The organism is Spirillospora albida, assembly GCF_000718255.1.
Lineage (GTDB): Bacteria > Actinomycetota > Actinomycetes > Streptosporangiales > Streptosporangiaceae > Spirillospora > Spirillospora albida.
On sequence record NZ_JOFJ01000012.1, the window covers coordinates 269,523 to 294,524 of the forward strand.

The following is a 25,002-nucleotide window of genomic DNA, read 5'->3' on the forward strand; positions in this document are numbered from 1 at the left end:
ATGACCGACATGCTGCGCGCGCCCGCCGAGGTGAAGTACGCCGAGGAGCTCGACTACCTCGAGTCGATCGACGACGGCCCGAAGCCGTTCTCGTGGCGGCTCAGCCCGAAGATGGTCCGGCTGTTCGTCCTCGGTTCCGAGCGGGCCGACGGACTGGACCGGGAGATCCCGCAGAAGTGGTTCGGCGACCGGAGCTTCGTGGAGCGCAGCATCGTGACGCTCGCGTCCGACCGCGGGCTGCTGCTGATCGGCGACCCCGGCACCGGGAAGAGCTGGCTCGCCGAGCTGCTCTCCGCCGCGATCTGCCGCAACTCGACGCTCGTCGTCCAGGGCACGGCCGGCACCACCGAGGACCACATCAAGTACTCGTGGAACGTCTCGATGGTCATCGCGAAGGGCCAGTCCCGGGCGTCGATGATCCCCTCGCCGATCATGACGGCGATGGAGGCCGGCGTGATCGGCCGGTTCGAGGAGCTGACCCGCTCCACCAGCGACGTGCAGGACGCGCTCATCTCGATCCTGTCCGAGAAGTACGTGTCGATCCCGGAGCTGGACGACGACAACATCGTGTTCGCCAAGCCCGGGTTCTCCATCATCGCGACGGCCAACAGCCGCGACCGGGGCGTGAACGACCTGTCGTCCGCGCTGAAGCGCCGGTTCAACTTCGTGAAGATCCCGGTGGTGACGAACAAGCGCAGCGAGGAGGAGATCGTCCGGTTCCGGACGACGGAGCTGCTGCGCCGGCACGAGATCGAGCTGGAGCTGCCGCCGACGCTGCTGGACGTCCTGCTGCAGAGCTTCGCCGATCTGCGCACCGCCGCCGCGTCCGCGACCAGCGACGACGAGAAGCTCGAATCGGCGCTGTCGACGGCCGAGCAGATCGGCGTGCTGGAGGACGCGATCCTGCACAGCCAGTTCTTCGGCGACCGGACGCTGCGCCCGGAGACCCTCGGCTCCTCGCTCGTCGGGTCCCTGGCCCGCCGCACCCCGGAGGACCTCGCGATCCTCAACAAGTACTGGCACGGCGTCGTCGAGCCCCGCACGAAGAAGGACGGGGACGGCACCTGGCAGGGCTTCCTGGAGGGCGGCCGCGACGCGATCAAGACCCTGTCGTGACCGGGCGCGGAAGGGAGGCGGAGATCGAGGGCGCGCGCGGGGGCGCGGACACGTTCGCGGCGCTGCGCGAGCAGCTGCTCGGCGCGGCGGAGGCGTTCGGCGGAGACGCGGTGTCCGGCATCCTCGCGGGGATGGTCGACGACGTCGACCGGGCGCTGGGCGAACGTCTGGAGATCTTCCCGGTGTGCCACCACTCGCCGGCGTCCGCGCTGGCGATGGCGCGGCGGCTGCGGGAGAAGCGGCCGTCCGTGATCTACCTGGAGCTCTGCGAGGACCTGCGGCCCCTGCTGGACGAGCTCCGCAACTGCCGGCTGCCCGTCGCGCTGCAGGCGTTCGCGAACGAGACCGCCGGCTTCCCGAAGGAGTGGGCGCCGCTCAGCGTGGTCGCGCCGATCACCGAGGCGTCCGCCGAGTACCAGGCGATCGCGTACGCGCTCGACACCCCGGGCGTCGAGATCGTCCTCGTCGACCGGTCCGCCGACCACGTCTTCCAGTGGCAGCCGGACGAGCGGGAGCAGGCCGGGCCCGACGACGAGGAGGCCCTGCACGGCGACGCGGTCGGCGTCGAGATCGGCGACCTGCGGCCCCGGTTCGCGGAGCTGGAGGAGCACCTCCTGCACCACGGGAAGGTGCGGCACTGGTCGGAATGGTGGGACCAGTACGTCGAGCAGCCCCTCGCGGGCGCCGACCACGCCACGTACCGGCAGGTCATGGTGCTGATCGGCAGCCTGTTCCGGCGGCTCGCCCCCGAGCGCGGCGACCGCGACCGCCGCGACGAGGAGCGCGAGCGGTACATGTGGACGCGGATGCGCGAGCACCTCGCGGCGACCGGCACCGACCCGTCCGCCTGCCTGTACGTGTGCGGCGCGGCGCACGCCGCCGGTCGCGTCGAGCAGTTCGGGCTGGACGCGGCCGGCACGGCGTACGAGATCTCGCCGCGGACGGAGACCCGCTGGCAGTACGGGCTGATCCCGTCCAGCCACTCGGCGATCGAGGCGCAGTTCGGTCTGGCGCGGGGCTCGGTGTCGATCGCGGCGGCGACGTTCGCGAAGCAGGTGAAGCGCGGCGGCGTCACGCCGTTCCGGCTGAAGGACCAGCCCGGCAAGGGCAGACCGCTCAAGGCCGGCGCGCCGGACGCCCCGGGCGCCGACCGGCTGACCGGCTTCCTGTCCACCGCGCCCGAACCCGGCGGCCTGGACGAGGCGGAGCTGCTCGGCTGGTGCGTCGACATCGTCCGGCTCGCCCGCCGCAACGGGTACCTGTCGAGCACCGCCGACGCGATCGCCGTGTTCGAGACGTCGGTGCTGCTGGCCGGGATGCGGGGCCGGTCGCGCCCCACCCCGTACGACTTCCAGGACGCGGCGGTCACCTGCATCGAGAAGGACACCGTGCCGGGCCGCCGGGACGTCCGGCACCTGTGCGAGATCCTGCTCGGCGGCGACCGGATCGGCTCCGTCGGCTACGCGTCGCTGCCGCCGCTGGCCCGCGACGTCTTCGACCGGCTCGCGCCGCTGGGCCTCGACCTGGAGAAGCGCACGATCCAGCGGGCGCTCCTCGACCTGGACGCGAGCCCGGACCTCGTCCCGTGCTCGCATCTGCTGTGGACGCTGAAGCGGCTCATGCCGGAGCGGGCCGTCCGCCCCATCATGGGGTCGCGGAGGCTCGGGGAGCGGTCGCGGCAGGAGAGCTGGGACCTCGCGCTCGGCCAGTACCAGCGGGAGCTGGTGGAGCTCGGGTACGAGGGCGTCACGGTGGAGCAGGTCCTGGAGCGGCGGCTGCGCAGGGCCGTGCACGCGCCCCGCGCGACGGCCGCGGTGGCGCTCGCCGCGGTCGAGGACGCGCTGCTCTTCCTCCGCGGACGCCGCGTCGCCGACGAGCTGGGCGCCCGCGCGGTGGAGCTCCTCGCGGCCGAGCGGACCGTCGACGACGCGCCCGAGGTGCTCCGCCGGATCCGCCGGCTCCTCACCCATTTCCGCGCCACGGAGCCCGAGCTGCCCGCCTGGTGCGGCGCGTTCGTCACCGAGGGCTACGCGCGGTACTGCACGCTGCTGCCGACGGCGTTCACCGACGACGACATCGGGGTGCGGCAGGTCGCGGCGATGCTCGGGTTCCTGTTCGGGATGGAGAGCCTCGCGCTGTCCCTCGGCTGCGACCACGCCCAGCTGGAACTGGCCGTCCGGCAGTCGCATCCGGAGGCGCCCGCGAAGGCGGCACTGCTGTGGGCGGCGCGGTCCCAGCTCGGCCTGATGTCCAGGGACGAGCTGCGCGCCCGCTGCGACGAGCTGATCGCCGGCCCGCTGACGGTCGGGTCGTTCCCGCTCTACCTGAGCGGTTTCGTGCAGGCCCTCGAGCCGGTGCCGACGCTGGCGCCGTTCGTGGTGGAGGTGCTGTCGAAGGCGTTCGCGCGTCTCCCCGACCAGGTCCTGCTGCCGTGGCTGCCGGGCCTGATCACGACGCTCCGCGACCACGCCCGCGAGCTCGTCCCGACCCTCGTCCGCGAGGCCGCCCGCACGTTCCCCGCGACGCTCGACGCCCTCGACGCCTGGACGCCCCCGTGGGAGGCGCCCGCGCGACCGGCGGCGCCGTCGGCCGCCGCGCCGCCGGGGCCCGTCACGGAGCTGCTGGCCGCCCACCCGGCGGCGACCGACGCGCTGGCCGGTCTGCTCGGGCAGCCGCTCGAGTGGCGGGCGCCGTCGTTTGGGGACGACCGGGCGGTGGCGGATCTCCTGGCCCGGTATCCCGACACCGCGAAGGCGCTCAGCGCCCTGACGCCCTGACGTCCCGACGTCCTGGCGCTCGCCTACGCGCCGTGCTTCAGGCGGTCGCGGACGTAGTCGACCAGGTGGCCGGGGCACGCCGCCCAGCGTGCCCCGGCCCGGTCGCGCACGCTGAACTCGACGGCGGCCCCGCAGGTGGCCTCGCCGCCCCAGGTGCACACCCCGGCACGGCTGCGGGTGCCCTCCGCGTGGTCGTCCGGCGGGAGACCTCCGTCCATCGGTCCGGAGTTCCATGATGCGCCCGCCGGGGCCGGGCCGTCCGGCGTTCAGCGGTCGCGCAGGTGGGAGCAAGGGGGTTGCGTGCGTGCAAGGGGCGGTGACCGGGGGTCGGGCACTGCGTCAGAGTGGGAGTCGGCCCACCCCCGCCAACCAGGCCCAGAGAGCGCATGTTCGGATACAGCCCGACACGGAGACGTGAAACCGTCGCTGCGATGAACGGATCGGACGCATGGTCCGGGACGCGTACCGGTCCCGCGCCGTCGCTGGAACTCGGCGCCCCGCGAACCCGGGGCGGCGGGGCCGCGCCCGCGCGGCTGCTCGGCGAGATCGACCTGGCGTCGACGCCCGCCGCGGTGCGGCCGGCGCGGTCGTACGTGCGGGAGCTCGTCGGCCAGTACTTCGGCGCGGACCGCTCCGAGCTCGGCGACCTCGAGCTGCTGACCAGCGAGGTCATGACGCATTCGGTGCTGCACTCCAAGCCGCGCCGGAACGGGACCGTGACGATCGCGGCGCTGCACGTCGACCGGTACGTCCGGATCGAGGTGATCGACGGGGGCGCGCGGGTTCCGGAGGAGCCGCTGCCGGCGCGGGCGCTCGCGCTGATCCGGGAGCTCTCGGCCGACTACGGGACGCACCGGGGCGGACGGGGCACGGCGACCTTCTGGTTCGGGGTCCTGGTCGGTGCGGGGTGGAGGCTGCCGTGAACTTCGGGACGCTGGCGTGGGAACCGGTGCGGACGGCACCCGTCATCGCGCCCAGCGTCGCGCGGATCTACGACTACTTTCTCGGCGGTAAGGACAACTACGCGTCCGATCGGGAGCTCGCCGAGAAAGCGCTGCGGAAGGCGCCGGTCCTCACCCGGATGGCGCGGGAGAACCGGGCGTTCCTGGAGCGGGCGGTGACCCGCCTGGCGGAGAAGGGGTTCCGGCAGTTCCTCGACATCGGCTGCGGGCTGCCGGCGGCGGCGAGCGTCGCCGACGTCGCCCGGCGCGTCCACCCGGAATGCCGGGTCGCGTACGTCGACAACGATCCGCTGGTGCTGACGCACGCGCGGGCGCTGCTGGACGTCGACGCGGGCACGGGCGTGTTCGGCGCGGACCTGCGGGAGCCGGCGGCGCTGCTGCGGGCGGCGGGGCGGCTGTTCGAGCCGGGGCGGCCCGTGGCGGTGCTGCTGTTCGGGGTGCTGGACTTCGTCACGGACGCCGAGGACCCGCGCGGCATCGTCGACGCGCTGATGGGCGGGCTGCCGCCGGGCAGCGCGCTGGTCCTCACGCACACGGAGCGGACGCCGGACATCGCGCGGCTGGCCGGCCGGGGCGCGATGGACGTGCCGTTCACGCCGCGGAGCCGCGCGGAGATCGCGGAGATCTGCGGTGGAATCGACATCGTGGAGCCGTTCCCGGCTCCGCTTCCGGCGGCGCCGTCCGCGCCGCTTCCGCTGATCGGCTGCGCGGGCCGCGGACGCGGCTGAACCGATGCGAGCCGCGCTGCTGGTCCCGCCCGTCCAGGATGGCGATGATGCGTCCCGGGATGCGGAGTATTCGCTAGGATCGAGGGTCCGATCAGGGTCCTTACAAAGGCGAGCGATGACCGCGGACAGCGAGCCGAAGTCCCTTTCCGAGATCACCCGGGACATGGGTTTCAACATGTCCGATGTCGCGGCGTTCTCGGGGCTGGACGAGAGCACGGTCTGCCGGCTGTGGGACAACCCCGAATGGCTCGACCGGATCACCGGCCGGTCGCTGCAGAACCTGATGTCGTCCGTTCCGGGAATCGCGGAGTACTCCGCCGCGCACTCCCTCCACCGGCGCCGGGACGCGCTGATGACGGCGCTGGACCGGGAGGGCCTCTCGGTCGATCCCGGGGCGCTGGAGGGTTCGGACGTGGCGCAGCCGCATCTGCTGAACGCCCTCGAGGCGGCGGTGCTCATCGTCCGCGGGCAGGCGAACCAGCGGGTGTCGTCCTACATCGCGCGCTTCTGGGGCCGCGACCAGGACCGCGCGCTCGAGACGCTCTATTCGAACGAGCCCGGAACGGGCCTGCTGGACGATCCGCACCGGTTGTTCGAGGCGTCCATCGACCTCGCGCCGCGGCTGAACCGCAAGACGTACTCGTTCCATTCGATTCTGGCACTGAACATTCTGACGCACCAGGTCAGCAAGGTGATGGGGACCCCGGAGGGCGATCTCGGGCTCGAGGCCGCGGGGCGCAGGTCGGCGTTCATGATGCGCGGTGTCGTGATGGGCTCGCTGATCAGTTCCGGTGATGTGGAACTCGCGGAGAGGTACCGGCGGGAACTGGAGACGACACCGGTGTACGCGGCTTTGGAGGAATGGTCGTTCCCCACCTACACCCGCGACAGCCGCATCAGTTCCGACTTCACCCTGCCGAATTCGCTGTCGCTGCGGAACACGGCGCGGGAGATCCTGCGGGAGCTGGCGGTCTACAACGACGCCTACGTGTACTACCTGGTGTCGACCTATATCCCGCTCGCGCTGAGACGCGACCCGGCGTTCGGCGGCAGGGTCGCCGATCTGGCGGTCGCGGTCGACAGGCGCGGGGCGGGATGCGAGGACGGAAGGGTCCGGCACGCCTGCGCGGCACTCGCGCGGAGGCTCAGGGGCATGGCGTGATCCAATGCGGAAGGTTGGGGTCGATGGTGGAGGGCACACCGGCGGGCACGACGGCATCGCTCGCGCGGCTGACGCGGGAGCGGTGGGAGACGAACGCCGGCTACTGGGTCAAGATCATCCGTGAGCGGCGGGACCGCTACCGGACGGAGCTGACCGACGCCGCCGTCCTCGACGCGGTGGGGCCGTGCGACGGGCTGCGCGTCCTGGACGCCGGGTGCGGCGAGGGCTACTTCTCGCGGACGCTGGCGGGCCTCGGCGCGGACGTCGTCGGGGTGGACGCGGCGCAGAACCTGGTCGACGCGGCCTCCGCCTTCCCGTGCGAGGGCCCCGGGTCGGTGTCGTTCACCCGGGCCAGCGTGGAGGACCTCCCGGTGGAGGACGACGGGTTCGACCTCGTCCTGTGCAACCACCTGTTCAGCCATCTGCCGGATCCGTCGCGCGCCATCGGCGAGTTCGCCCGGGTGCTGCGCCCCGGCGGACGGCTGATCATCCTGACCCTGCACCCGTGCTTCTACGTCGAGGACGCGGAGGCCGGCGCGCTGACCGGGATCCCCGCGGAGCGCTATTTCGGCTCGCGCGGCATCGACCAGCGGTTCCATGTGGACGGCCTGGACTCGCCCGCGATGATCACGTCCTGGCTGCGTCCGCTGGAGTTCTACGCTGGAACGCTCCGAGACGCCGGGTTCGTGATCGCGGACCTGCGCGAGCCGCACCCGTCCCCGGAGCTGCTGCGCGACGACCCGTGGTGGCGCAAGGGCTTCCCGACCGCCCTGTTCATGCTCCTCATCGCCGAGAAGCGCTGATCACCCGGCGTGACGGCTCCCCGACCCGCCCGTGGGTAGGGTCGGGGCATGAGGAATGTTCCGCCGCGGCTCGCCGGCCATCCGGACCGGCTCCGCTGGAACGCCAAGTACGAGGGGGGCGCCGACGCGCCGCCGCATCCCCTGCTCCAGCGGGCGCTGGCGCTGCCGCCGCCGGACGGCCCCGTCCTGGATCTGGCGAGCGGGCCGTCCGGGAGCGCCCTCGCGGCGGCCTCGGCGGGCCGCCGCGTGACCGCCGTGGACATCTCCGAGGTCGCCCTCGACCGGCTGGCGGCCGAGGCGGAGCGCCGCGGCCTGGCCGGGCTGATCACGCTCGTGCACGCCGATCTCGGCGAATGGCGCCCGGAGCCCGAGCGGTTCGCGCTCGTCCTGTGCACCGGGTACTGGGACGCGGGCCTGTTCGGCCCGGCCGCCGAGGCGGTGCTGCCGGACGGCGGCGTCCTCGCCTGGGAGGCGTTCACGGCCGGGGCCGCCTGCGGGCGGCCGGCCCGGCCGCAGCTGCCGGCCGAGTGGTGCCTCAAGGCCGGCGAGCCCGCCGCGCTGCTGCCCCCGGGGTTCACCGTCCTCAGCCAGGTGGACGTCCTGGAAACGGGCAAACGGCGGCTGCTCGCCCGGAGATCGCCCACCTGACGGGGGCGCGGCGAGGCAGTATCCTGGCGGTTCCCGCCGCCCGCTCCCGCGACCGGTAGATTGCGGGATTGGCCGCCTTTGCACGGATTTCACGCTGTTCTTAGAACGCAGCTGGCAGGGTGGTCTTCTTGCGACTGATGACCAGCGAGTGAGGAAACATGGCCGAGGATGACAAGCCCCGGGGCGAACCGGCGGTCAAGGCGAAGGCCAAGATCCCGAACGCCAAGAACATCCGGAGCCCCCAGTTCACCCCCCACGGGATCAGCGCGGGCCGGGGCAGCGGGCTGGGCCGCCCGTCGGGGCTGACAGCCGCGCAGGCCCGCAAGCGCCGCCGGTGGATGATCGCGGGTTTCGTGGTGGCCGCGCTGGCGATCGCCGGCGGTACCACGTACCTGGTCACGCGCCCGGGCCCGGAGATCTCGGTGTCCGGGAGATTCGGCGCCGAGCCGAAGGTGACGATCCCCGAGAAGCTGCTGCCGGGTAAGAAGCTGGTGGTGACCACGCCGATCAGGGGCACCGGCCCGAAGATCGCGGACGGCGACACCATGTACGTCAAGTTCGTGTTCTACTCCTGGAGCAAGGACGCGAGCGACGAGAACGGCAAGAAGAGCGCGCACAAGAAGATCGGCTCGTCCTACGAGCAGCAGCAGGGCCAGCAGGACCGCCCGCTCGTCGTCGGCAAGAGCGGCCTGAAGGGCCTCGACAAGGGGCTCGTCGGGCAGACCGCGGGCAGCCGCGTCCTCCTGCAGATCCCGCCGTCGCAGGGCTTCGGCGACCAGGCGTCCCAGTACGGGATGGGCAAGGACGACTCGGTCGTCATGGTCGTGGACGTCCAGGCGACGGTCGGCAAGAACGCCGCCCCGCAGGGCACCGCCAAGAAGCAGAACGACAAGAATTTGCCGAAGGTGGAGGACCAGGGCGCCGGCAAGGCCCCCAAGGTCACGATCCCGAAGGTGGACGCGCCCGGCAAGCTCGCGGTCACCACCCTCGTCGAGGGCACCGGCCCGGCGCTCGCCAAGAACGACGAGGCGGTCGTCAACTACCAGGGGCAGATCTGGAAGGGCGGCAAGATCTTCGACTCCAGTTGGCAGTCGGGGACGCCCGCCAAGTTCCCGATCGGCACCGGCGGCACCGTCCCCGGCTTCGACAAGGGCCTGACCGGCGCGAAGGTCGGCAGCCGCCTGATGCTCGTCCTGCCGCCCAAGGAGGGCTACGGCAAGGGCGGCAACGAGGCCGCCGGGATCAAGGGCACCGACACGCTGGTGTTCATCGTGGACGTGGTGGCGAAGGTCCAGAAGTAGCACGGTCGCGGGCGGAGCGGCGGAATCCTCGGGGGTCCCGCCGCTCCGGCTTTTCCACAAGTTGGGCGCGTCGCGGTACGGGACGCGGACAACCGGAGGCGTTCTTTGATCGTCCTTCTCTCAGGAGGCCGATGGGTGTGAATGGGCGGTCGGGTGTGCGGTTCCCCTCGGGTATCGTCGGTGGCGCAATAATCACGGGGGGCTTGTGAGCAGCGAGGAAAAGGCGTCCGGGGTCGGCGGCCCCGAGACGGCGACGGACATGGACGGGGCTTCGGCCGGGACCACCACGCTGACCGAGGAGACGCCGGACGGCGCGGCGGCGGGAACCGCCGGGGAGGCAGCGGAGGAGACGGCCGCGGGCGCGCCGGACGACGCGCCGGAGAGCACGGACGACCCTGCGGAGAGCACGGCCGACACCACGGCCGACACCCCCGGGGACCACGGGGAAGACCCAGCGGAGGACGGCGCGGCGGAAGCGGCGGCGGATACCGCTGTGAACGGCGCTCTGAAGGGCGAAACGGAAACGGAAGCCGAACCGGAAACGGCACCCGAACCTGAAACGCCGGCCGATCCGGAAACGGACGGAAGCGTCGCGGACCCGGCCGAAGAGCCCATCGGGAATGAGCCCGAAGAGGCGGACGCGGAGAAGACCGCGGAAGCGGCGGCGACCGCGACCTCGATCGCGTCCGGAAACGACCTCGAAGGGGCAACGAAGGCCACAAAGAACGACATATCACGGTTCGGCGGCAAAAGCGCGACGAAGGCCCGCAGCCGCCGCTCCCGCATCGCCCGCCGCGCCCTGTTCATCGCGCTCGGCGCGACCGGTTTCTTCCTGCTGGCGTTCGGCGTCGCGTACGCGTTCACCCCCGTCCCGTCGCCGCAGCGGCAGGCGATCGCGCAGGGCCCCGCGTTCTACTACTCCGACGGCGAGACCCGCATCGCGAAGACCGGCGTCAACCGCGACGCGGTGGACCTCGAGCAGATCCCCAAGAGCGTCCGGGACGCGGTCATCGCGGCCGAGAACCGCAGCTTCTACCAGGACCCGGGCGTCTCGCTGAAGGGCACCGCGCGGGCGTTCTGGTCCACCGCGACGGGCGAGCAGCTGCAGGGCGGCTCGACGATCACCCAGCAGATGGTCCGCAACTACTACGGCGGCATCGGCAAGGAGCGGTCGGTCACCCGCAAGCTCAAAGAGATCATGGTCGCGCTCAAGGTCGGCCGCGAGAAGGACAAGGACTGGATCCTCGAGCAGTACCTGAACACGATCTACTTCGGGCGCGACGCGTACGGCGTCCAGGCCGCCGCCAAGGCCTACTTCGGCAAGGACGTCTCCGCGCTCACCGCCGCCGAGGGCGCCTACCTCGCCGCCGCGATCCAGCAGCCGAGCAGCTTCGCCGACCCCTCCGACGCGCAGCGCGCGCACGCCGAGCAGCGCTGGCGCGCCGTCCTCGGCAACATGGTGCGGGACGGCGCGCTCACCGACGCCGGCGCCGCCGCGCTGACGTTCCCCGCGCCGGTCAAGCAGCGGGTCACCGACATCCTCAAAGGCCAGCGCGGCTACATGGTCAACCTGGCCAAGAAGGAACTGATCGAGAAGCACGGCTACACCGAGGACGAGATCAACCGCAGCGGGCTCAAGATCACCACGACGTTCGACAAGAAGCTGATGGACGCGGCGAAGCAGGCGGTGACGTCCAGCACGCCGAAGAAGATGAGCGGGTCGATCCGCACCGCGGTGGTCTCGATCGACCCGGCGACCGGCCAGGTCGTCGCCTTCTACGGCGGACGCGACTACCTCACCGAGGCGATGACCAGCGGGTTCGGCGACTGGGCGCAGGTCGGGTCGAGCTTCAAGCCGATCGCCCTCGCCGCCGCCCTCCAGGACGGCAAGCAGCTCTCCGACACCTACGACGGGAGCTCCCCGCAGCGGTTCGCCGGCCACGACATCGAGAACGACCAGGGCGAGAACTTCGGCATGATCGACCTGGTCTACATGACCGAGCACTCGGTCAACACCGCCTACGTCAACCTCGGCCAGGACGTCGGCAACAGAAAGATCGCCGAGCTCGCCGAGAAGATGGGCATCCCGCCCGCGCGGATGACCCCCGCCCAGCGGTCGGCCGCCGTGTTCCCGCTCGGCGTCTCGTCCATGCACCCCGTCGAGATGGCGGGCGTCTACGCCACGTTCGCCGCCGAGGGCGTGTACCGGACGCCGTACGTGGTCAGGTCGGTCACCGACAACGGCGACCACACCCGCACGTTCACCGTGAAGGGCGAGCGCGCGTTCAGCGCCCAGGTGGCGCGCGACGCGACGTACGCCATGCAGCGGGTCGTGCGGCGCGGCACCGGCCGCAACGCCCAGCTCCCGGACGGCCGGGACGTCGCGGGCAAGACCGGCACGACCGACAAGGGCCGCGCCATCTGGTTCAACGGGTACATCCCGCAGCTGGCGACGACCGTGGCGATGTTCCGCAGCGACGGCAAGAAGCTCGACATCCCCGGATACGGCTCGTACGGCGGCCAGCTCCCCGCCCGGATCTGGAACTCCTACACGAACGAGGCCGTCTCCATCCAGGGCTTCAAGCAGGAGGAGTTCGGCGAGCCGTCCGAGTACACGGGGGGCTACGAACGCCCGACGTATCCGGCGCGTCCCGAATCGCCGACGACGTCCCGCCCCACGGACGAGCCCACGCGGACGCCGCCGACGACCGAACCGAAGCCGTCCAAGCCCGAGGAGCCGACACCGACTCCCACCGTCGTCCCGACCGGTCCGGGCGACGGAGACGGCGGAGGCGACGGTGACGGCGGCGGTGGAGACGGCGGCGACCCGGAACCGGGCCGCCCCGGCAACTCCTGACGCCGGGCGTCAGGCGCAGGCGTCGCCGATCTGCTTCGGGGTCCCGGTCAGGACCGTGTTGAGCCGGGAGACGTCGCCGGTGCCCACGCCCGGGGCGGCGGCGCGCAGGGCGTCCGCCTCGGACTTCAGCGCCTTCTCCAGCTCGGCGTCCTCGGCGTCGGCGGCGAGCGCGTCCAGGCGTCCCGCCAGCCGCTCCGTCGCCTGCCGCCACTGCGCCGCGTCCGTCGCCGGAACGCCCCGCACCTGGGTGACGAACTGCTGGAACGCCTTCTTCGTGTCGGCGCAGACGGCGTCGGAGTTGCCGCCCAGCGTCCCGCACGCGCTCAGCAGACCGGACGCCGCGAGGACCGCCATGCCCGCCTTCAGCCCTCCCGCCAGCGACCGAACCACCCGATTCCGCATTGACCCTCCTCTTTGCGCCTCTCCGGCGTCCGCCTATACTTCCGCATCAGGTCATGAGCGCCAGCGTCAAGCCCCGGCTTGCCGGCCGGCAACCCTTCGTCCGCGATGGGGTGCCCCGGGTGAGGACCAGGCCGGGCGCGGCACCGCGTCCCGGCAAGCGCGGATCCCGCCCTCGCCGGGATCCCCCGGCCAGGAAGGCACCGCCATGCCCGCCGCACTCACCATCTCCCCCGCTTCGACGTCCGTCCGGGCGCTTCGGGTTCGGACCGCTCCCCGCGTGATCGGCGCGGACGTTCCCGTCCCGCTGTCCGACGGGCGCCGCGTCCCGTACGCCAACCTCGACTACGCCGCCAGCGCGCCGTGCCTGGAGGCCGTGCACGACGCCGTCACCCGGGCGCTCCCCCTCTACAGCAGCGTGCACCGCGGCGCGGGGTACGCGTCGCAGGCCACGACGGACGCCTACGAGGGGGCGCGCGAGACCGTCCGGCGCTTCCTGCGGGCGTGGCGGCGGGACGCCATCGTGTTCACCCGCAACACGACCGACGCGATGAACCTGCTCGCCCACTGCCTTCCGGCCGGCACGACCGTCGTCGTATTCGGCACCGAGCACCACGCGACGCTCCTGCCGTGGGAGGGGGCGCGGCGGCGCACGGTGCGGCTGCCCGCCGCCACGGCGCCCGCGTCGCCGTGGACGCGGCGCGGCTCGTCCCGCACCGGCCCCTCGACATGACCGCGCTCGGCCTCGACTACGTCGCGTTCTCCGGGCACAAGCCGTACGCGCCGTTCGGCGCCGGGGTCCTCGCCGGACGCCCGGACTGGCTGCGCGCCGCCGACCCCTACCTGAGGGGCGGCGGGGCCAGCGCGTCCGTCACCGCGTCCGGGACGCGCTGGGCGCCGGACGCGGAGCGGCGGCACGAGGCGGGCACCCCCAACGTGCTCGGCAGCACCGCCGCGCACATCGACCGGCTGGTCGCGGCGCTCGCCGCGTACTGACCGGCGGACGGGGCTCTGCGGCGCCGGCGGCACATGTACCGTAGGCAGTCGCGCACTTTCCCGCCGGGGCCGCCCACCTGGCTCCGGCGGGCCGGGGACGGGCAAGACACGGCGGGAAGACAACAGGGGGTGGCGACCGTGGCCGACGTATGGCGACCGGCGTCGGAACTGGAACGCCGGCTGCACGACTCCGTCCGGACGGGAGACCAGGAGGGCTACTTCCGCCTCGTCGCGGACAGCGAGCTCGTCGTCCCCGTCCCCCCGGACGTCCTCGACGACGTCCTCGCCAACCGCGCGCAGCCGCCGTGGCCGACCCGGGAGGAGGACGGCCGCGTGCACGTCCTCGCCTACACCTCGGCCGCCGCGATGCGCCTGTGCCTGGGCCGCGCGCAGCGCCCGTTCCTGCGCCTGCGCTTCCGCGACCTGGCCGCGACCTGGCCGGACGCCCGCTGGTGGCTGGCAATCGACGCCGCGTCCGGCGGGGACGGCGTGTCCCTCCCCATCGAGGCGCGCCTCCCGGCCTGGTTCGTCCACCAGATGGCGGACGGCGACATGCGCCCCCCGCGCGTAGGCCCGGACACCCCACCCGAACCCCCCACCACGGACCCGACCCCCCTCCACCCCACCGCGACCCGACCGGGCACACCCCCCCTTACGGACCACCCCGGCACGACCCAGCCGGGCACGCTCCCCGCCGGCACGGACCAGCTGCGCGCGAGTCCGCCGGGCACGCCCGCCACGGACCGGCCCGGCACGAATCAGCCTGGCACACCGCCCACCGACACGGACCGGTCGGTTGCGGGGAGGTCCGCGAACAGGGCCGCCGCGCTTCCGCCCCTGCCCGGGTCCCCCGTCGAGCCGACCGCGCGCAGCACCGGCGAGCCGGCCGCCGCCGCCCCGAGCGCGGACACGCCGGTCGCCGGACCGCCCGCTCCCGACCGCCTCGACACCACGTCTCCCGGTATCGGGCCCGGCGTCGGCGGGTCGCCCGCGCAGCCGTCCATCCCGGGGTCGCCCGCCGCGACCCCTCGCAGTGCGGGACCTACGGATGTGAGCGCTGTCCCCTCCGGCGAGGCAGGCGGACGGGTCGGCGCGGAGCCGTCCGATGACGCGGGACGGCCCGTTGCGCCGCCGTCCGGGGGCGATGAGCCCTGGGAGGAGCTCCGGGGGCAGCATCGGGGCCTTCCACGGCCGCGGCCGGAGCCCGAGTTCCGGCCCGCCAACGACGTCGAGCGGGAGCTGCTGCGGGCGGCGGCCGGGAACGACCACGACCTGTTCCTGCAGACGATGGCCGGGGCGGAGGTCCTGCTGCCCGTCCCGGACGACATGGACTACACACTGCGTCCGGGGCGTCCGGGGTTCCCCTGGCAGACGCGGGAGGCCGACGGGAAGACCGTCGTGCCCGTGTTCACCTCGCCCGAGCGGCTCGCCGAGGATCCCGCCGTGCCGGGCGGGACCGAGTTCCTGTCGGTGCCGTTCGCGGTCGCGTTGCGGTACTGGCCCGACCACGACCTGCCGGTCGCGATCAACGTGGGTTCGCCGGCGGGCGGGACGATCCTCGCGCAGCAGCTGCCGGGCCTCGCCGTCTGGGCCGACCAACGTGCGACGGGGCTGCTCGGGAGCGCGTTCGAGGCGCAGAACGACGTCGAGCAGCGGCTGATCGAGGCGCGGCGGACGGGCGACGACGACGCGTTCCTGCGGGTGCTGATGAGCGCGCAGGTGCTCGTCCCGGCCGAGCCGGAGACGCCGTGGGGCATCACGCCGGACGACGCGGACTTCCCGTGGCGGCCGGTGAACGTGCACGGCCGGCCCGCCGTCCAGGTGTTCACGTCGCTGCGGTGGATGAACCAGGCGATCGGGTCGTCGCGGTTCGTGATGCCGAGCCTGCTGGAGATGGTGTCGGCCTGGCCGGACGTCGCGTGGACGCTGGTCGTGAACCCCGGCACGCCGATCGACGCGGCGTTCCCCGGGGAGCGGGCGGCGGCGCTCGCCGCGTCGGCCGTCCCGCCGCCGGTGGCCGAGGCGCCGCCGGTGGTCCAGACACCGCCCCTGGCCGAAGCGCCGCCCGTGGTCCAGACACCGCCCGTGGTCCAGACGCCGCCGGTGGCCGAGACTCCGCCCGTGGCCGAAGTGCCGCCGGAGCCGGAGCCGGAGCCGCTGTTCAACGCCGGCAACAGGATCGACCAGGAGCTGTACGAGGCGGCGGCGTGCGGTGACTCCGACGCGTTCCTGCGGGTGCTGATGGCCGCGAACGTGCTGGTGCCGATCCCGCCGGACGCGCCGCTGGAGGTGACGCCCGTCCAGCCCGAGTTCCGGTGGGACGCGGCCCTGCGGAACGGGTCGGACGTGCGGGTCTTCACGTCGCTGGTGCGGCTGCACGAGGTCCTGCCGGAGTCGCGGTACGTGTACGCGGACTTCCGGGAGCTGATCGGAGCGTGGCCCCGCGAGGACTGGGTGATGCTCCTCAACCCGGGCACGCGCATCGGCGCCTCGCTGCGCGGCGACCAGGTGCGGGAGCTGAGCGCGTGGGCGGTGCGGGTCGGGCTCGTCCCGCCGCCGCCCGCCGTCCCGCCGCGGCCGGACGCGATGTCCGACCCGCAGGCCACGGTGTCCGACCCGCTGGTCGCCGTGTCCGACCCGCAGGCCACGATCCAGGACCCGGGTGTCGTCGCGCGGTCCCTCGTGGACGCGCCGCTCCCGGTGCGGCCGCCGGAGCCGGAGCCGGAGATCGAGTCGTCCGGGCAGCCGACCATCATGCAGAAGGTCGTCCCGCACGGCCATGTCGGCTGGTACCTGGAGCAGGGCTATGACCGGGTGGGCGGATTCGTCCATCCGACGGGGGACGTCGCGGAGCTGCAGACGCCCGCCCAGCTGTACGAGGCGCTGGGCCTGCTGTACGAGGACTCCCCGTTCTCCCCCTCCGACGAGGGCGTCTACGTCATCCGGTGGCCCGCGTACTGCGCGGGCCTGTACCGGATCCCGTTCGGCGGCCGGAACGAGGCCGAGCTCGCGGCCTGGGGCGAGGACGGCTGGGTCATCGAGCGCCCGCCGTTCACGGGCGGCGGGTTCGCGCCGGGCAGCGCGGGCTCGATCCGCGAGTTCAAGGTCGACAGCCTCCGGCTCCCGCACGGCGCGGAGATGTACTACCTCGGCGTGGACCGCTCCGAGCAGTTCGTGGCGATGTACGACCCCGACCGGCTCGGCTGGCTGCGGCCGGAGACGGCCACCGGCCCCGAGGCGCGGGACGCGCGGACGGAGGGCGCCCAGTGATCCGGGACGGCTATGTCGCCCGCTGGCTCGGCCGCGACTTCGAGGCGGCGCCGGGCGCCGACGGCGAGGTCCGCCTCTACGCGCCGGACCCCACGACGGGGTTCGAGGAGCTGCGTCCGGGGCGGTTCTGCCGCGTGGTTCCGGCGTCCGAGATCGAGGATCTGCGTTACGTCCGGACGACGTGCAGGTGGCGCGGCGAGCGGTTCGTCATCGTCGGCGAGCACGAGACGTGGCTTCGGGTGGAGTACACCGGCGGCCGCGCCCCCGTCGCGGAGGCGCTCGGGCTGGAGCGCATCGACCACGGCGTTTGGCAGTCGTGGGCGCCCTCGACGGAGCTGGAGGACGTGCGCGAGGAGTTCATCTGATCGCATCTCCCGGGCGAACCCGGGGTTGCCGGGAGCGCGCGGACGTGTTCGCATGATTGCGGTGGCTCGCCGGATTCCACCGGCGATCTCCTGGGTAGGGCGGAGCTCAGGCGCTCAACGGTGATGCGACGGAGGTGCTGCTGCCGTGATCTCCCCTCGATCGACGGCGAAACCGATGGTCCTCGGACTGGGCATGGCGGCGATCATGGCGGCCGGTTCCGGCTCGGCGTTCGCCGACCCCACGTCGTCCGCGTCCGCGTCGGCCCCGGCGCCGACGCTCACCGTCGAGGTCACCCCCGGCGAGGCCACCGCCGACCCGGGCGACCCGGTCGAGATCACCACGGAGGTCCGCGCGACGGGAACGGTTCCGGACGTCGAGGTCACCGCCACCGCGCCCGCTCCCGCCGAGGTCGGCAACGCGTTCACCGGCGGCTGCAAGGGCGAGCTGACGGCCGCGAACCCGTGCGAGGTCGTGTCGACGGTGACCGCCCCGAAGGATCTCGACAAGACGCTGGCGGTCGTCCTCACCGTCGTGGCCTCCGGTAAGGGCGTCAGGGCGAGCGATACGGCGACGATCACCTACACGGTGCCCTCCCCGTCCCCCACCCCGACCTCGCCGTCCCCCACGGTGAGCGAGACGCCGGGCAAGCCGCCGGCCAAGCCCTCCCCGTCCCGGACGAGACCGACGCCCACGCCCACGAAGAGCAAGGACGAGCGGCGCACCGGCGGAGGCGGAGGCGGCTCCGGCGGCACCGGATCGGGCACGGGCGGATCGGGCACGGGCGGCACGGGGGCGACGGTGTCGGGCACCGGGGCGCTGCCCGCGCCGAACTCGTCGTTCGGGGCGAAGCCGCCGCAGGTCGCGCTGCCGCCGATCGCGGCGCCGAGCCCGTCGGTGGCGGCGCCGACGACGGGCGCGTCCGCCGTCACGCCGCAGAGCCGGCTCCGCAACAACCGGCAGCCGATCGCGCAGGACCTCACGTTCGAGCGGATGGCGAGCACCCAGGCGGCGTGGCTGTCCGCGCTGCTGGTGGCGTTCTCGCTGCTGCTGACCCAGCTGCGCCTCGGCCGCCGGCCGGTCCCGGCGGTGCGGCCCGCGAAGGGCGCGCACCGGCGGACCCGCAAGGGCGCGTTCGGCCGCTGACTCAGCCGCGGACGAGGCTGTGGCAGGCGATCGCGGCGGCGGCGACCACGTTGAGGGAGTCGACGCCGCGCGCGAGCGCCGTCTCGCCCATCGGGATCCGGACGCGGACGTCGGCCTCCTCGAGCCACCGCGACGACAGCCCGTCCCCTTCCGAGCCGAGCAGGAGCGCCCGCCGCGCGGCCGGCGGCACGTCGTCGATCGGGACGGCGTCGGCGGCGGGGGTGAGCGCGAGGAGCTGGAAACCGGCGGCGCGCAGCGCGCCGAGACCGCCGTGACGGTCGGTCATCCGGGCGTACGGGAGCGCGAACACCGCCCCCATCGACACCTTCACCGACCGCCGGTACAGCGGGTCGGCGCAGCGGGGCGCGAGGACCGCGGCGTCCACGCCGAGGGCCGCCGCGCACCGGAAGATCGCCCCGACGTTGGTGTGGTCGACGACGTCCTCGCAGACGATGACGCGGCGGGCGTCCGCGACGACCTCCTCGACGCTGGGAAGCGGGAGGCGTTCCAGGGACGCGAGGGCGCCCCGGTGGACGGGGAATCCCGCTACGCCCTCCATGGTCGCGTCGTCGGCGACGTAGACGGGGGCGTCCAGGCCGTCGAGGAGGTCGGCGAGCGGCTCCGCCCAGCGCCGCGCCATCAGCATGGAGCGGACGGGGTGCCCGGCGCCGACCGCGCGGCGGATCACCTTCTCGCCCTCGGCGAGGAAGAGGCCGTGCTCGGCCTCCAGGCTCTTGCGCAGGTTCACGTCCCGGAGCCGGACGTAGTCGGCCAGGCGCGGGTCGGCGGGATCGGAGACGGGGACCATGCGTGCCATTCCCCCATTCTGGAGCCGCTCCGGTACCGCCCGGGTCAGGGCAGCCTGATCTCGGCGTAGACCGCGCGGTGGTCGCTCCCGGCCACGTCGTGGACGGAAACGTCGCGGACGGCGCAGCGCGCGTCGACGAGGATGTGGTCGATGGTGAGGGCGGGAGCCGGCGCGTCCAGCCCCCAGGTCGGGACGAGTCCGGCGCCGGTGCGGTCGGCGGCGTCGGCGTATCCGCGGTCGAGGATACGGCGCAGCGAGGCGTGGTCGAGCGTCGCGTTGAAGTCCCCCGCCAGGATCCGGACGGGCGCACCATCACCGCCTCCGGGAGCAGGAGCGGAGGCCCTCGCGCCGGAGCCGGTGATCCGCGTGCCGGCGGCGACCGCGGTTCGGGCGGCGGGGAGGGCGTCCAGGTCGCGCCGCCAGTCGTGCAGGGCGCCGGCCAGAGGCGGGATGGGGTGGATCGCGGTGACCTCGACGCGGCGGCCGCCGGGCAGGGTCAGCTCGGCCCGCGGCATCGCCATCCGGGTGCGGGGGAGATCGGGGAGCCGGGTGAGGGCGTATCGCGAATAGAGGCCGGAACCGGCCGCGCCGCTGCGGGCGTCCACGGCCTTGTGCGGCAGCAGGTCCGCCAGCCCGGCCCGTTCGAGGCGCGTGACCGCGCTCGGCGGGAGCTCCTGGAGGCTGAGGACGTCCGCGCGGTTGCGGCGGACGAGGTCGACGACCCGGCCCGCGTCGGCCTCGCCGAAGTACAGGTTCACCGTGAGGACGCGGAGGACCGGCCCGCGCGCGCCGGGCTGCCCGCCGCCGACCGCGCGCGGCACGACGGACGCGGCCAGCACGGCGGTGACGAGGGCCGCGGCGAGCGCGGCGCGGCGGCGGCGCAGCAGCAGCGCCGCGATGATCGAGATCGGGGCGGCGGCCGCGACGTAGGGCGTCACGGCCAGCAGCGGCGCCGCCTGCGGCGCCACCCCGGGCAGCCGGTCGGCGCCCGCCACCCGCATGACCGCCCAGGCTCCCCAGGCGGCCACCCCCGCCCAGGCCGCGACCCCCGCGACCACCCGCCCGGCCCGCCGTGGACGCGGGGCGCCCGCGGGCGGGGCCGGGCCGTCCGTGCCGATCTGTTCGCTGGTCACGCCGTGTTCCTCCCCCGGAGATCGTTCTTGTTGGGACGCTCGGGGGCGGGCGGGAGTTGCCGCGGCGTCGTGTACCCTGCCGATCGCGCGGTGTACATATGGGCCAGATGCCAGGTTCGTCAGGACATACGGTCATGACCTGCGGCATTATCACTTTCTGGTTCTTTGTAACCTCTAGTCCGTACTACTACAGTGCCGGGGAACATCGGCCGGGTTTCTGGTGAATCGAGGGCAAGCCATGAGCGGACGTCATCGCAATGACTTCCCCGAGGGGATGGGCGAGGAGGGGTACGACCCGTCCAGGCCCGTCTTCGGTCCGGCCAACGACGGGTCCTCCGACTGGTTCGGATCGCGGGAGTCCCAGGCGGGCCCGCTGTCCGCGGGGCCCCGGCCCGGCGGAAGCGGCGCCTACCCCGGGGGCGGTGCCCCTCGCGGCGGCGACCCCCTCTACGGCGCCCCCACCCCCGAGCCCCCCTACGGCGAGCGGCCGCCCGGTTCCGGGGCGCACGCGGCGGGCCCGCCCGGCGCGTCCCAGGAGACGCCGGAGTGGTTCACCCCCCGCGGCTCGTCCGAGCAGCCCGTCTACGGCGGCGACACCGGCGGCTACCGGACGCGCGGCGGGGAGAGCGGCGGCTACCCCGGGGAGCGCCCGGCGCAGCGGTCCGGCCGGCACGGCGGCGGGTCCCGGCCGTCCCAGGAGTCCCCGCTCGCGGGGACCGGATACAGCGAGTACGACGCGATCAGCCGTTCCGACGGCGGCCCGACCGGGTTCTTCGGCGGGCGCGCGGGCGACGGGGGCGACTCCGGTTCCGGCGGTTCCGGAGGATCGGGCGGTTCCGGCGGCTACGGCGGCGGGTCCGGCGGGTACGAGTACGGCCGCCGCAAGCGCAAGCGCAGCGTCGCCGCCCTCGTCGGCCCGCTGGCGGGGGCGCTCGGCCTCGCGCTGCTGCTCGGCGTCGGCGTGTACGCCTTCGCGCAGAGCGGCGGGGGCTGCTCCGGCGACGACGCGCTCACCCTGACCGTCTCGGCCGCGCCCGACATCGAGCCCGCCGTCGTCAAGGCCGCAGGCCGCTTCAACGACCAGAAGAAGGAAGTCGGCGGCAAGTGCGTCAAGGCGAACGTGACGAAGGCCGAGCCGGCCGCCGTCGCGACGCTCATGTCCGGCCAGGGCGTGGCGAACGACTCGAGCGACCGCCCGGACGTGTGGATCCCCGACTCGTCCCTGTGGGCGTCGCTGGCCCGCGCCAACGGCGGTGACAAGGCCATCGGGGAGGCCAAGAACTCCATCGCGGCGTCGCCGGTCGTGATCGCGCTGCCGCAGACCCTCGCCGCCCAGCTGAAGCAGCAGGGCATCACCGCCACCCCGTCCTGGGACAACCTCCTCAAGGCGGCGGGCGGCACCGCGGGCGGCGCGGTCACCAAGAACCAGATGATCCCGCCCGGCTCGGTGCGGCTGATCGTGCCCGACCCGGCGCGCAACGCCGCCGGCATGGGCGGCCTGATGGTCACCAGCATGCTGCTGGCGAACGACCCGAACCGCGACTCGATCTTCACCGGCGTGGTCCGCACCGTCCGGGAGAGCACGGTCCCGACCGCGCAGGCGCAGTGGACCCACTACCGCAAGGGCCGGACGGGCAAGCAGCCGATCTCGCTGAGCTCGGAGCAGGGGCTGTGGCAGTACAACCACGGCGCCCCGGCCGAGCCGGCGGTCGCGCTGTACCCGATCGAGGGCACGCTGATGCTCGACTACCCGTTCATCCCGACGACGGGGGACGCGGACAAGCAGAAGGCGGCGGCCCTGCTCGAGCAGGCCATGACCACCGAGAGCACCCGCAACGACGTCCGGGAGCTCGGCTTCCGCACACCGGACGGCAAGGCCCCGTCCGGGTTCGGCGCGAAGTCCGGCGTGAGCGCGGCCCGGCCGCGGCTGCTGCCCGCGCCGAAGGCCGCGGACGTCGGGAAGGTCATGCAGGCGTGGTCGAAGCTGGCGCTCGGCCTGCGGATGCTCACCCTGATGGACGTGTCCGGCTCGATGCTGGAGCCGGTCGGCCCGCGGACGAACCGGCTGCAGGCGGTCGCGCAGATCGCGCAGGGCGGGCTCAGCATGATGTCGAACGACACCGAGCTCGGCGTGTGGGTGTTCTCCACCAACATGAACGGGAGCCTGCCGTACAAGGAGGCGGTGTCGCTCGGCCCGCTCGGCCAGCGGATCGGGTCCAGCACGCGGCGCAACCTCGTCCTGTCGTCGCTGAGCCAGCTGCGTCCGAAGCCGGACGGCGACACGGGCCTGTTCCGGACGATGCTCGCCGCGTACAAGAAGATGAGCGACGACTACAAGCCGGAGTTCGGCAACTCGATCCTGCTGCTCACGGACGGCAACAACGATGACGACGGCGGCCCGACGCTGAACCAGACGCTGGCGCAGCTGAAGTCGATGCAGGACCCGAACAAGCCGATCCAGGTCAACATGATCGGTTTCGGCGCGGGCCTCGACCGCCGCGAGCTCGACAAGATCGCGGCCGTCACCAACGGCAGCGTGCAGATCGCGCAGACGCCGCAGGAGATCCAGAAGATCTTCCTCAAGATGCTGTCCCGGCGCATCACGTCGTGACGTCCCGGACACGGATCGAAGTTCTGGTTTTTCTTCTCCGATCCGTGTCAACCGGGCAGAGGGGTCGATCGTCTTCATAGTCGGAGGCCCGACGGGGAGCGGGGCCGTCGGGCCTCCGACTCATGTTCCACCCTCTCCACCGGCCCGCGACGGTGCGGAGAGGCCGGCGGCGGTCGCCGCCGGGGCGGTGCGACCGCTTCCCCGCCGCGGGTCCGCTCCCGGCCATCGGCGCGCCTTCCCGCACGGGCCCGTCCGTCGGACTCGTAAAGAGCACGGCAAGAATGCACAGGACATAAGCACAGCGCAGACGCCCAAGTCAGAGTGACGGCTGAATCTCAGCTCGCGGGAGGTCCCGTGTCCGCTTGGCCCAGCCTCGACCGTGCCGATGACGAACGCCTCGCGCGGTCCTTGGCCGTCGCCGACACAGGCGCCCTGCTCCAGGTCATGGACCGCTACGCGGCCCGGCTCTACGACTACTGCCACGCGCTCCTGCGCGATCAGGAGTCGGCCGCCGACGCGCTCCACGACGCACTGGTCGCCGGGTACGCCAACATCGCCGTCCTGCGGGAGCCAGACCGCTTGCGCGGCTGGTTGTACGCACTGGCCCGCACCGCCTGCCTGACCCGCCTGCGCGACCCGCGGCGTCCGGCGGAGCGGCGCGAGGCCCCCGAGGTCGAAGAGGTGTTCCTCGAGGGCGAGGAACGCGCCCAGCAGCTGGAGGCGCGCCACCTCATCCACAGCGCGCTGTCCGGCCTGCGGGGCCGCGAGCGCGAGGCGCTCGACCTGATGCTGCGGCACGGGCTGGACGCCGTGGAGATCGCCGGCGTCCTCGGCCTGACCGCGCAGGAGGCCACCGACCTGACCGGCGAGGCCCGCGCCCGTCTCGACGACCACCTCTCCGCCGCGTTCGTCGCCCGCACCGGCCGGAGCGGCTGCGCGAGCGTCGCCGCGATCGCCGGCGACGGGGCGTGGCCGCTGCCGCCCGCCACGACGCGGCGGCTCGTCCGGCACATCGAGGCGTGCCCGGTCTGCTCGCAGCGCCGCGAACGCCGGTTCTCGTCGGCGCGGCTCCTGCAGATCCTGCCGGTCGCGCAGATGCCGGCCGACGTGCGGGGGCGCGTGCTGGCCACCGCCTCGGAGCCGTCCCTGGCCGACGAGCGCGCCGACGTCGCCGCGCGCGCCGAGCCGTTCGACACGTGGGGCTGGCCGGTCATCGCCGAGACGCCCCCACCGGCCGCCCAGGCTCCCCGCGGCGAGGCGCGCCCGCCCCGGCCCCTGTGGGCGGCGGTCGCCGTCGCGGTGCTGATCGTCCTCGTCGTGACCGGCGCGTTCTTCCTCATGCCGGACGCGACGAAGGAGCGGACGAACGCGCAGAGCCGTCCGGCCGATCCGTCCGCGACGCCGCTGGACCCGTCCGCCCCTGCCCCGCCGTCCGCGTCGGCGTCGGCGTCGCCGACGGAATCGGAGAGCCCCAGCCCCACGCCCACCGCGACCCCCAGCCCCACGCTCACGACCGGCACCCCCACGCCGTCCGCCACCCCGACGCGGACCCGCCGGCCCGTGCCGAGGCCGCCCGCCCCCGAGCCGACGCGCACCACGCCGCGCCGCGGGCGGCTGCTGGTGACCTCGTGCAGCATGGGCGAGACGTCGAGCTGCTCGGGCAGGGTGCGGGCGCTGGACGGGCCGGTCAGCTGGTCGGTCGCAGGGGCCACGGAGGGCCTGACCGCCGAAGGCGGCGGCAGCCTCGCCGCCGGCGAGAGCGGGAACTACAAGGTCACGCTGACCGGCACCTGCGTCGCGCCGGGCGGAAGCGGACAGGTGAACTTCTCCCCCGGCGGCAACGCGCCCGTCTCGTGGTCGTGCCCGGCCAAGAAGGAGGAGTGAACCCGCGGGCGCGAAATGACCACCGCGTGACCGGGCGC

18 protein-coding genes, 1 pseudogene and 1 riboswitch are annotated in these 25,002 nt (G+C 73.5%); of the genes and pseudogenes, 15 read left to right on the forward strand and 4 right to left on the reverse strand.

Annotation, left to right across the window (positions count from 1 at the left end; all coding sequences use genetic code 11):
- Both IE99_RS0117480 and IE99_RS0117485 read left to right on the forward strand, forming a co-directional pair.
- On the forward strand, positions 1-1,116 hold the full coding sequence (locus tag IE99_RS0117480; RefSeq protein WP_030171439.1) for an ATP-binding protein: 1,116 nt from the start codon (positions 1-3) through the stop codon (positions 1,114-1,116).
- Positions 1,113-3,893, forward strand: a complete 2,781-nt coding sequence (locus IE99_RS0117485) for a DUF5682 family protein (protein WP_245623240.1) — start codon at positions 1,113-1,115, stop codon at positions 3,891-3,893. The genes IE99_RS0117480 and IE99_RS0117485 overlap by 4 nt, the downstream gene beginning before the upstream one ends.
- Before the next feature lie 23 nt (positions 3,894-3,916).
- Here the strand turns inward: IE99_RS0117485 and IE99_RS0117490 are convergent, their stop codons facing one another.
- Entirely contained in the window at positions 3,917-4,111 is a 195-nt protein-coding gene (locus tag IE99_RS0117490; RefSeq protein WP_030171445.1) for a hypothetical protein, read from the reverse strand.
- A 213-nt stretch (positions 4,112-4,324) separates the two neighbouring features.
- On the opposite strand from IE99_RS0117490, the gene IE99_RS32435 reads away from it, so the two are divergent.
- From IE99_RS32435 to IE99_RS29335, 7 genes are all read left to right on the forward strand, one after another.
- Positions 4,325-4,816, forward strand: a complete 492-nt coding sequence (locus IE99_RS32435) for an ATP-binding protein (RefSeq protein ID WP_030171447.1) — start codon at positions 4,325-4,327, stop codon at positions 4,814-4,816.
- Complete coding sequence (locus tag IE99_RS32440; protein WP_051712616.1) at positions 4,813-5,583, forward strand: SAM-dependent methyltransferase; 771 nt, start codon at positions 4,813-4,815, stop codon at positions 5,581-5,583. Before IE99_RS32435 ends, IE99_RS32440 begins: the two co-directional genes overlap by 4 nt.
- 115 nt (positions 5,584-5,698) lie before the next feature.
- Positions 5,699-6,745 carry a hypothetical protein gene (locus tag IE99_RS32445; RefSeq protein ID WP_030171455.1) on the forward strand — a complete coding sequence of 349 codons (1,047 nt, stop codon included), beginning with the start codon at positions 5,699-5,701 and terminating at the stop codon, positions 6,743-6,745.
- Positions 6,746-6,768: 23 nt separating this feature from the next.
- Positions 6,769-7,548, forward strand: a complete 780-nt coding sequence (locus tag IE99_RS0117510; RefSeq protein WP_051712618.1) for a class I SAM-dependent methyltransferase — start codon at positions 6,769-6,771, stop codon at positions 7,546-7,548.
- A 48-nt stretch (positions 7,549-7,596) separates the two neighbouring features.
- Positions 7,597-8,196 (forward strand): methyltransferase domain-containing protein, encoded by a 600-nt coding sequence (locus IE99_RS0117515; protein WP_030171459.1) that lies wholly within the window; start codon positions 7,597-7,599, stop codon positions 8,194-8,196.
- A 158-nt stretch (positions 8,197-8,354) separates the two neighbouring features.
- Positions 8,355-9,497 (forward strand): FKBP-type peptidyl-prolyl cis-trans isomerase, encoded by a 1,143-nt coding sequence (locus IE99_RS0117520; RefSeq protein WP_030171461.1) that lies wholly within the window; start codon positions 8,355-8,357, stop codon positions 9,495-9,497.
- A 205-nt stretch (positions 9,498-9,702) separates the two neighbouring features.
- Positions 9,703-12,354, forward strand: a complete 2,652-nt coding sequence (locus IE99_RS29335) for a transglycosylase domain-containing protein (RefSeq protein WP_051712619.1) — start codon at positions 9,703-9,705, stop codon at positions 12,352-12,354.
- Between the two features lie 9 nt (positions 12,355-12,363).
- Here the strand turns inward: IE99_RS29335 and IE99_RS0117530 are convergent, their stop codons facing one another.
- Positions 12,364-12,756: a hypothetical protein gene (locus IE99_RS0117530; protein WP_030171465.1), complete on the reverse strand. Its 393-nt coding sequence runs from the start codon at positions 12,754-12,756 to the stop codon at positions 12,364-12,366.
- A gap of 49 nt (positions 12,757-12,805) precedes the next feature.
- A riboswitch (SAM riboswitch) is annotated at positions 12,806-12,922 on the forward strand.
- A gap of 39 nt (positions 12,923-12,961) precedes the next feature.
- On the opposite strand from IE99_RS0117530, the pseudogene IE99_RS29340 reads away from it, so the two are divergent.
- The 4 genes and pseudogenes from IE99_RS29340 to IE99_RS30425 all read left to right on the forward strand — a co-directional run.
- Positions 12,962-13,707 (forward strand): annotated as a pseudogene (locus IE99_RS29340) (aminotransferase class V-fold PLP-dependent enzyme); the annotation flags it as partial.
- 180 nt (positions 13,708-13,887) lie between these two features.
- Positions 13,888-17,019 carry an SseB family protein gene (locus IE99_RS30420; protein WP_157610357.1) on the forward strand — a complete coding sequence of 1,044 codons (3,132 nt, stop codon included), beginning with the start codon at positions 13,888-13,890 and terminating at the stop codon, positions 17,017-17,019.
- Positions 17,016-17,384, forward strand: a complete 369-nt coding sequence (locus tag IE99_RS0117545; RefSeq protein WP_030171471.1) for a hypothetical protein — start codon at positions 17,016-17,018, stop codon at positions 17,382-17,384. The genes IE99_RS30420 and IE99_RS0117545 overlap by 4 nt, the downstream gene beginning before the upstream one ends.
- Positions 17,385-17,559: 175 nt before the next feature.
- Positions 17,560-18,528: a hypothetical protein gene (locus tag IE99_RS30425; protein ID WP_051712625.1), complete on the forward strand. Its 969-nt coding sequence runs from the start codon at positions 17,560-17,562 to the stop codon at positions 18,526-18,528.
- 1 nt (position 18,529) lies between these two features.
- Here IE99_RS30425 and IE99_RS0117555 read toward each other — a convergent pair whose 3' ends face one another.
- Complete coding sequence (locus IE99_RS0117555; protein WP_030171476.1) at positions 18,530-19,345, reverse strand: TrmH family RNA methyltransferase; 816 nt, start codon at positions 19,343-19,345, stop codon at positions 18,530-18,532.
- A gap of 35 nt (positions 19,346-19,380) precedes the next feature.
- Positions 19,381-20,469, reverse strand: a complete 1,089-nt coding sequence (locus IE99_RS0117560; RefSeq protein WP_157610358.1) for an endonuclease/exonuclease/phosphatase family protein — start codon at positions 20,467-20,469, stop codon at positions 19,381-19,383.
- 238 nt (positions 20,470-20,707) lie between these two features.
- On the opposite strand from IE99_RS0117560, the gene IE99_RS0117565 reads away from it, so the two are divergent.
- On the forward strand, positions 20,708-23,080 hold the full coding sequence (locus tag IE99_RS0117565; protein WP_030171480.1) for a substrate-binding domain-containing protein: 2,373 nt from the start codon (positions 20,708-20,710) through the stop codon (positions 23,078-23,080).
- A gap of 354 nt (positions 23,081-23,434) precedes the next feature.
- A complete protein-coding gene (locus tag IE99_RS0117570; protein WP_157610359.1) occupies positions 23,435-24,964 on the forward strand; it encodes an RNA polymerase sigma factor in 1,530 nt (509 codons plus the stop codon).
- Positions 24,965-25,002 lie beyond the last annotated feature (38 nt).

What these genes read in the sequence shown, in the direction of transcription:
- IE99_RS0117530 (WP_030171465.1), bottom strand. Translation starts at nt 12,756, where the DNA reads ATGCGGAATCGGGTGGTTCGGTCGCTGGCGGGAGGGCTGAAGGCGGGC.
- IE99_RS0117515 (WP_030171459.1), top strand. Translation starts at nt 7,597, where the DNA reads ATGAGGAATGTTCCGCCGCGGCTCGCCGGCCATCCGGACCGGCTCCGC.
- IE99_RS0117520 (WP_030171461.1), top strand. Translation starts at nt 8,355, where the DNA reads ATGGCCGAGGATGACAAGCCCCGGGGCGAACCGGCGGTCAAGGCGAAG.
- IE99_RS0117490 (WP_030171445.1), bottom strand. Translation starts at nt 4,111, where the DNA reads ATGGACGGAGGTCTCCCGCCGGACGACCACGCGGAGGGCACCCGCAGC.
- IE99_RS0117565 (WP_030171480.1), top strand. Translation starts at nt 20,708, where the DNA reads ATGAGCGGACGTCATCGCAATGACTTCCCCGAGGGGATGGGCGAGGAG.
- IE99_RS0117480 (WP_030171439.1), top strand. Translation starts at nt 1, where the DNA reads ATGACCGACATGCTGCGCGCGCCCGCCGAGGTGAAGTACGCCGAGGAG.
- IE99_RS30425 (WP_051712625.1), top strand. Translation starts at nt 17,560, where the DNA reads ATGGTCCTCGGACTGGGCATGGCGGCGATCATGGCGGCCGGTTCCGGC.
- IE99_RS32445 (WP_030171455.1), top strand. Translation starts at nt 5,699, where the DNA reads ATGACCGCGGACAGCGAGCCGAAGTCCCTTTCCGAGATCACCCGGGAC.
- IE99_RS0117510 (WP_051712618.1), top strand. Translation starts at nt 6,769, where the DNA reads ATGGTGGAGGGCACACCGGCGGGCACGACGGCATCGCTCGCGCGGCTG.
- IE99_RS0117555 (WP_030171476.1), bottom strand. Translation starts at nt 19,345, where the DNA reads ATGGCACGCATGGTCCCCGTCTCCGATCCCGCCGACCCGCGCCTGGCC.
- IE99_RS32435 (WP_030171447.1), top strand. Translation starts at nt 4,325, where the DNA reads ATGAACGGATCGGACGCATGGTCCGGGACGCGTACCGGTCCCGCGCCG.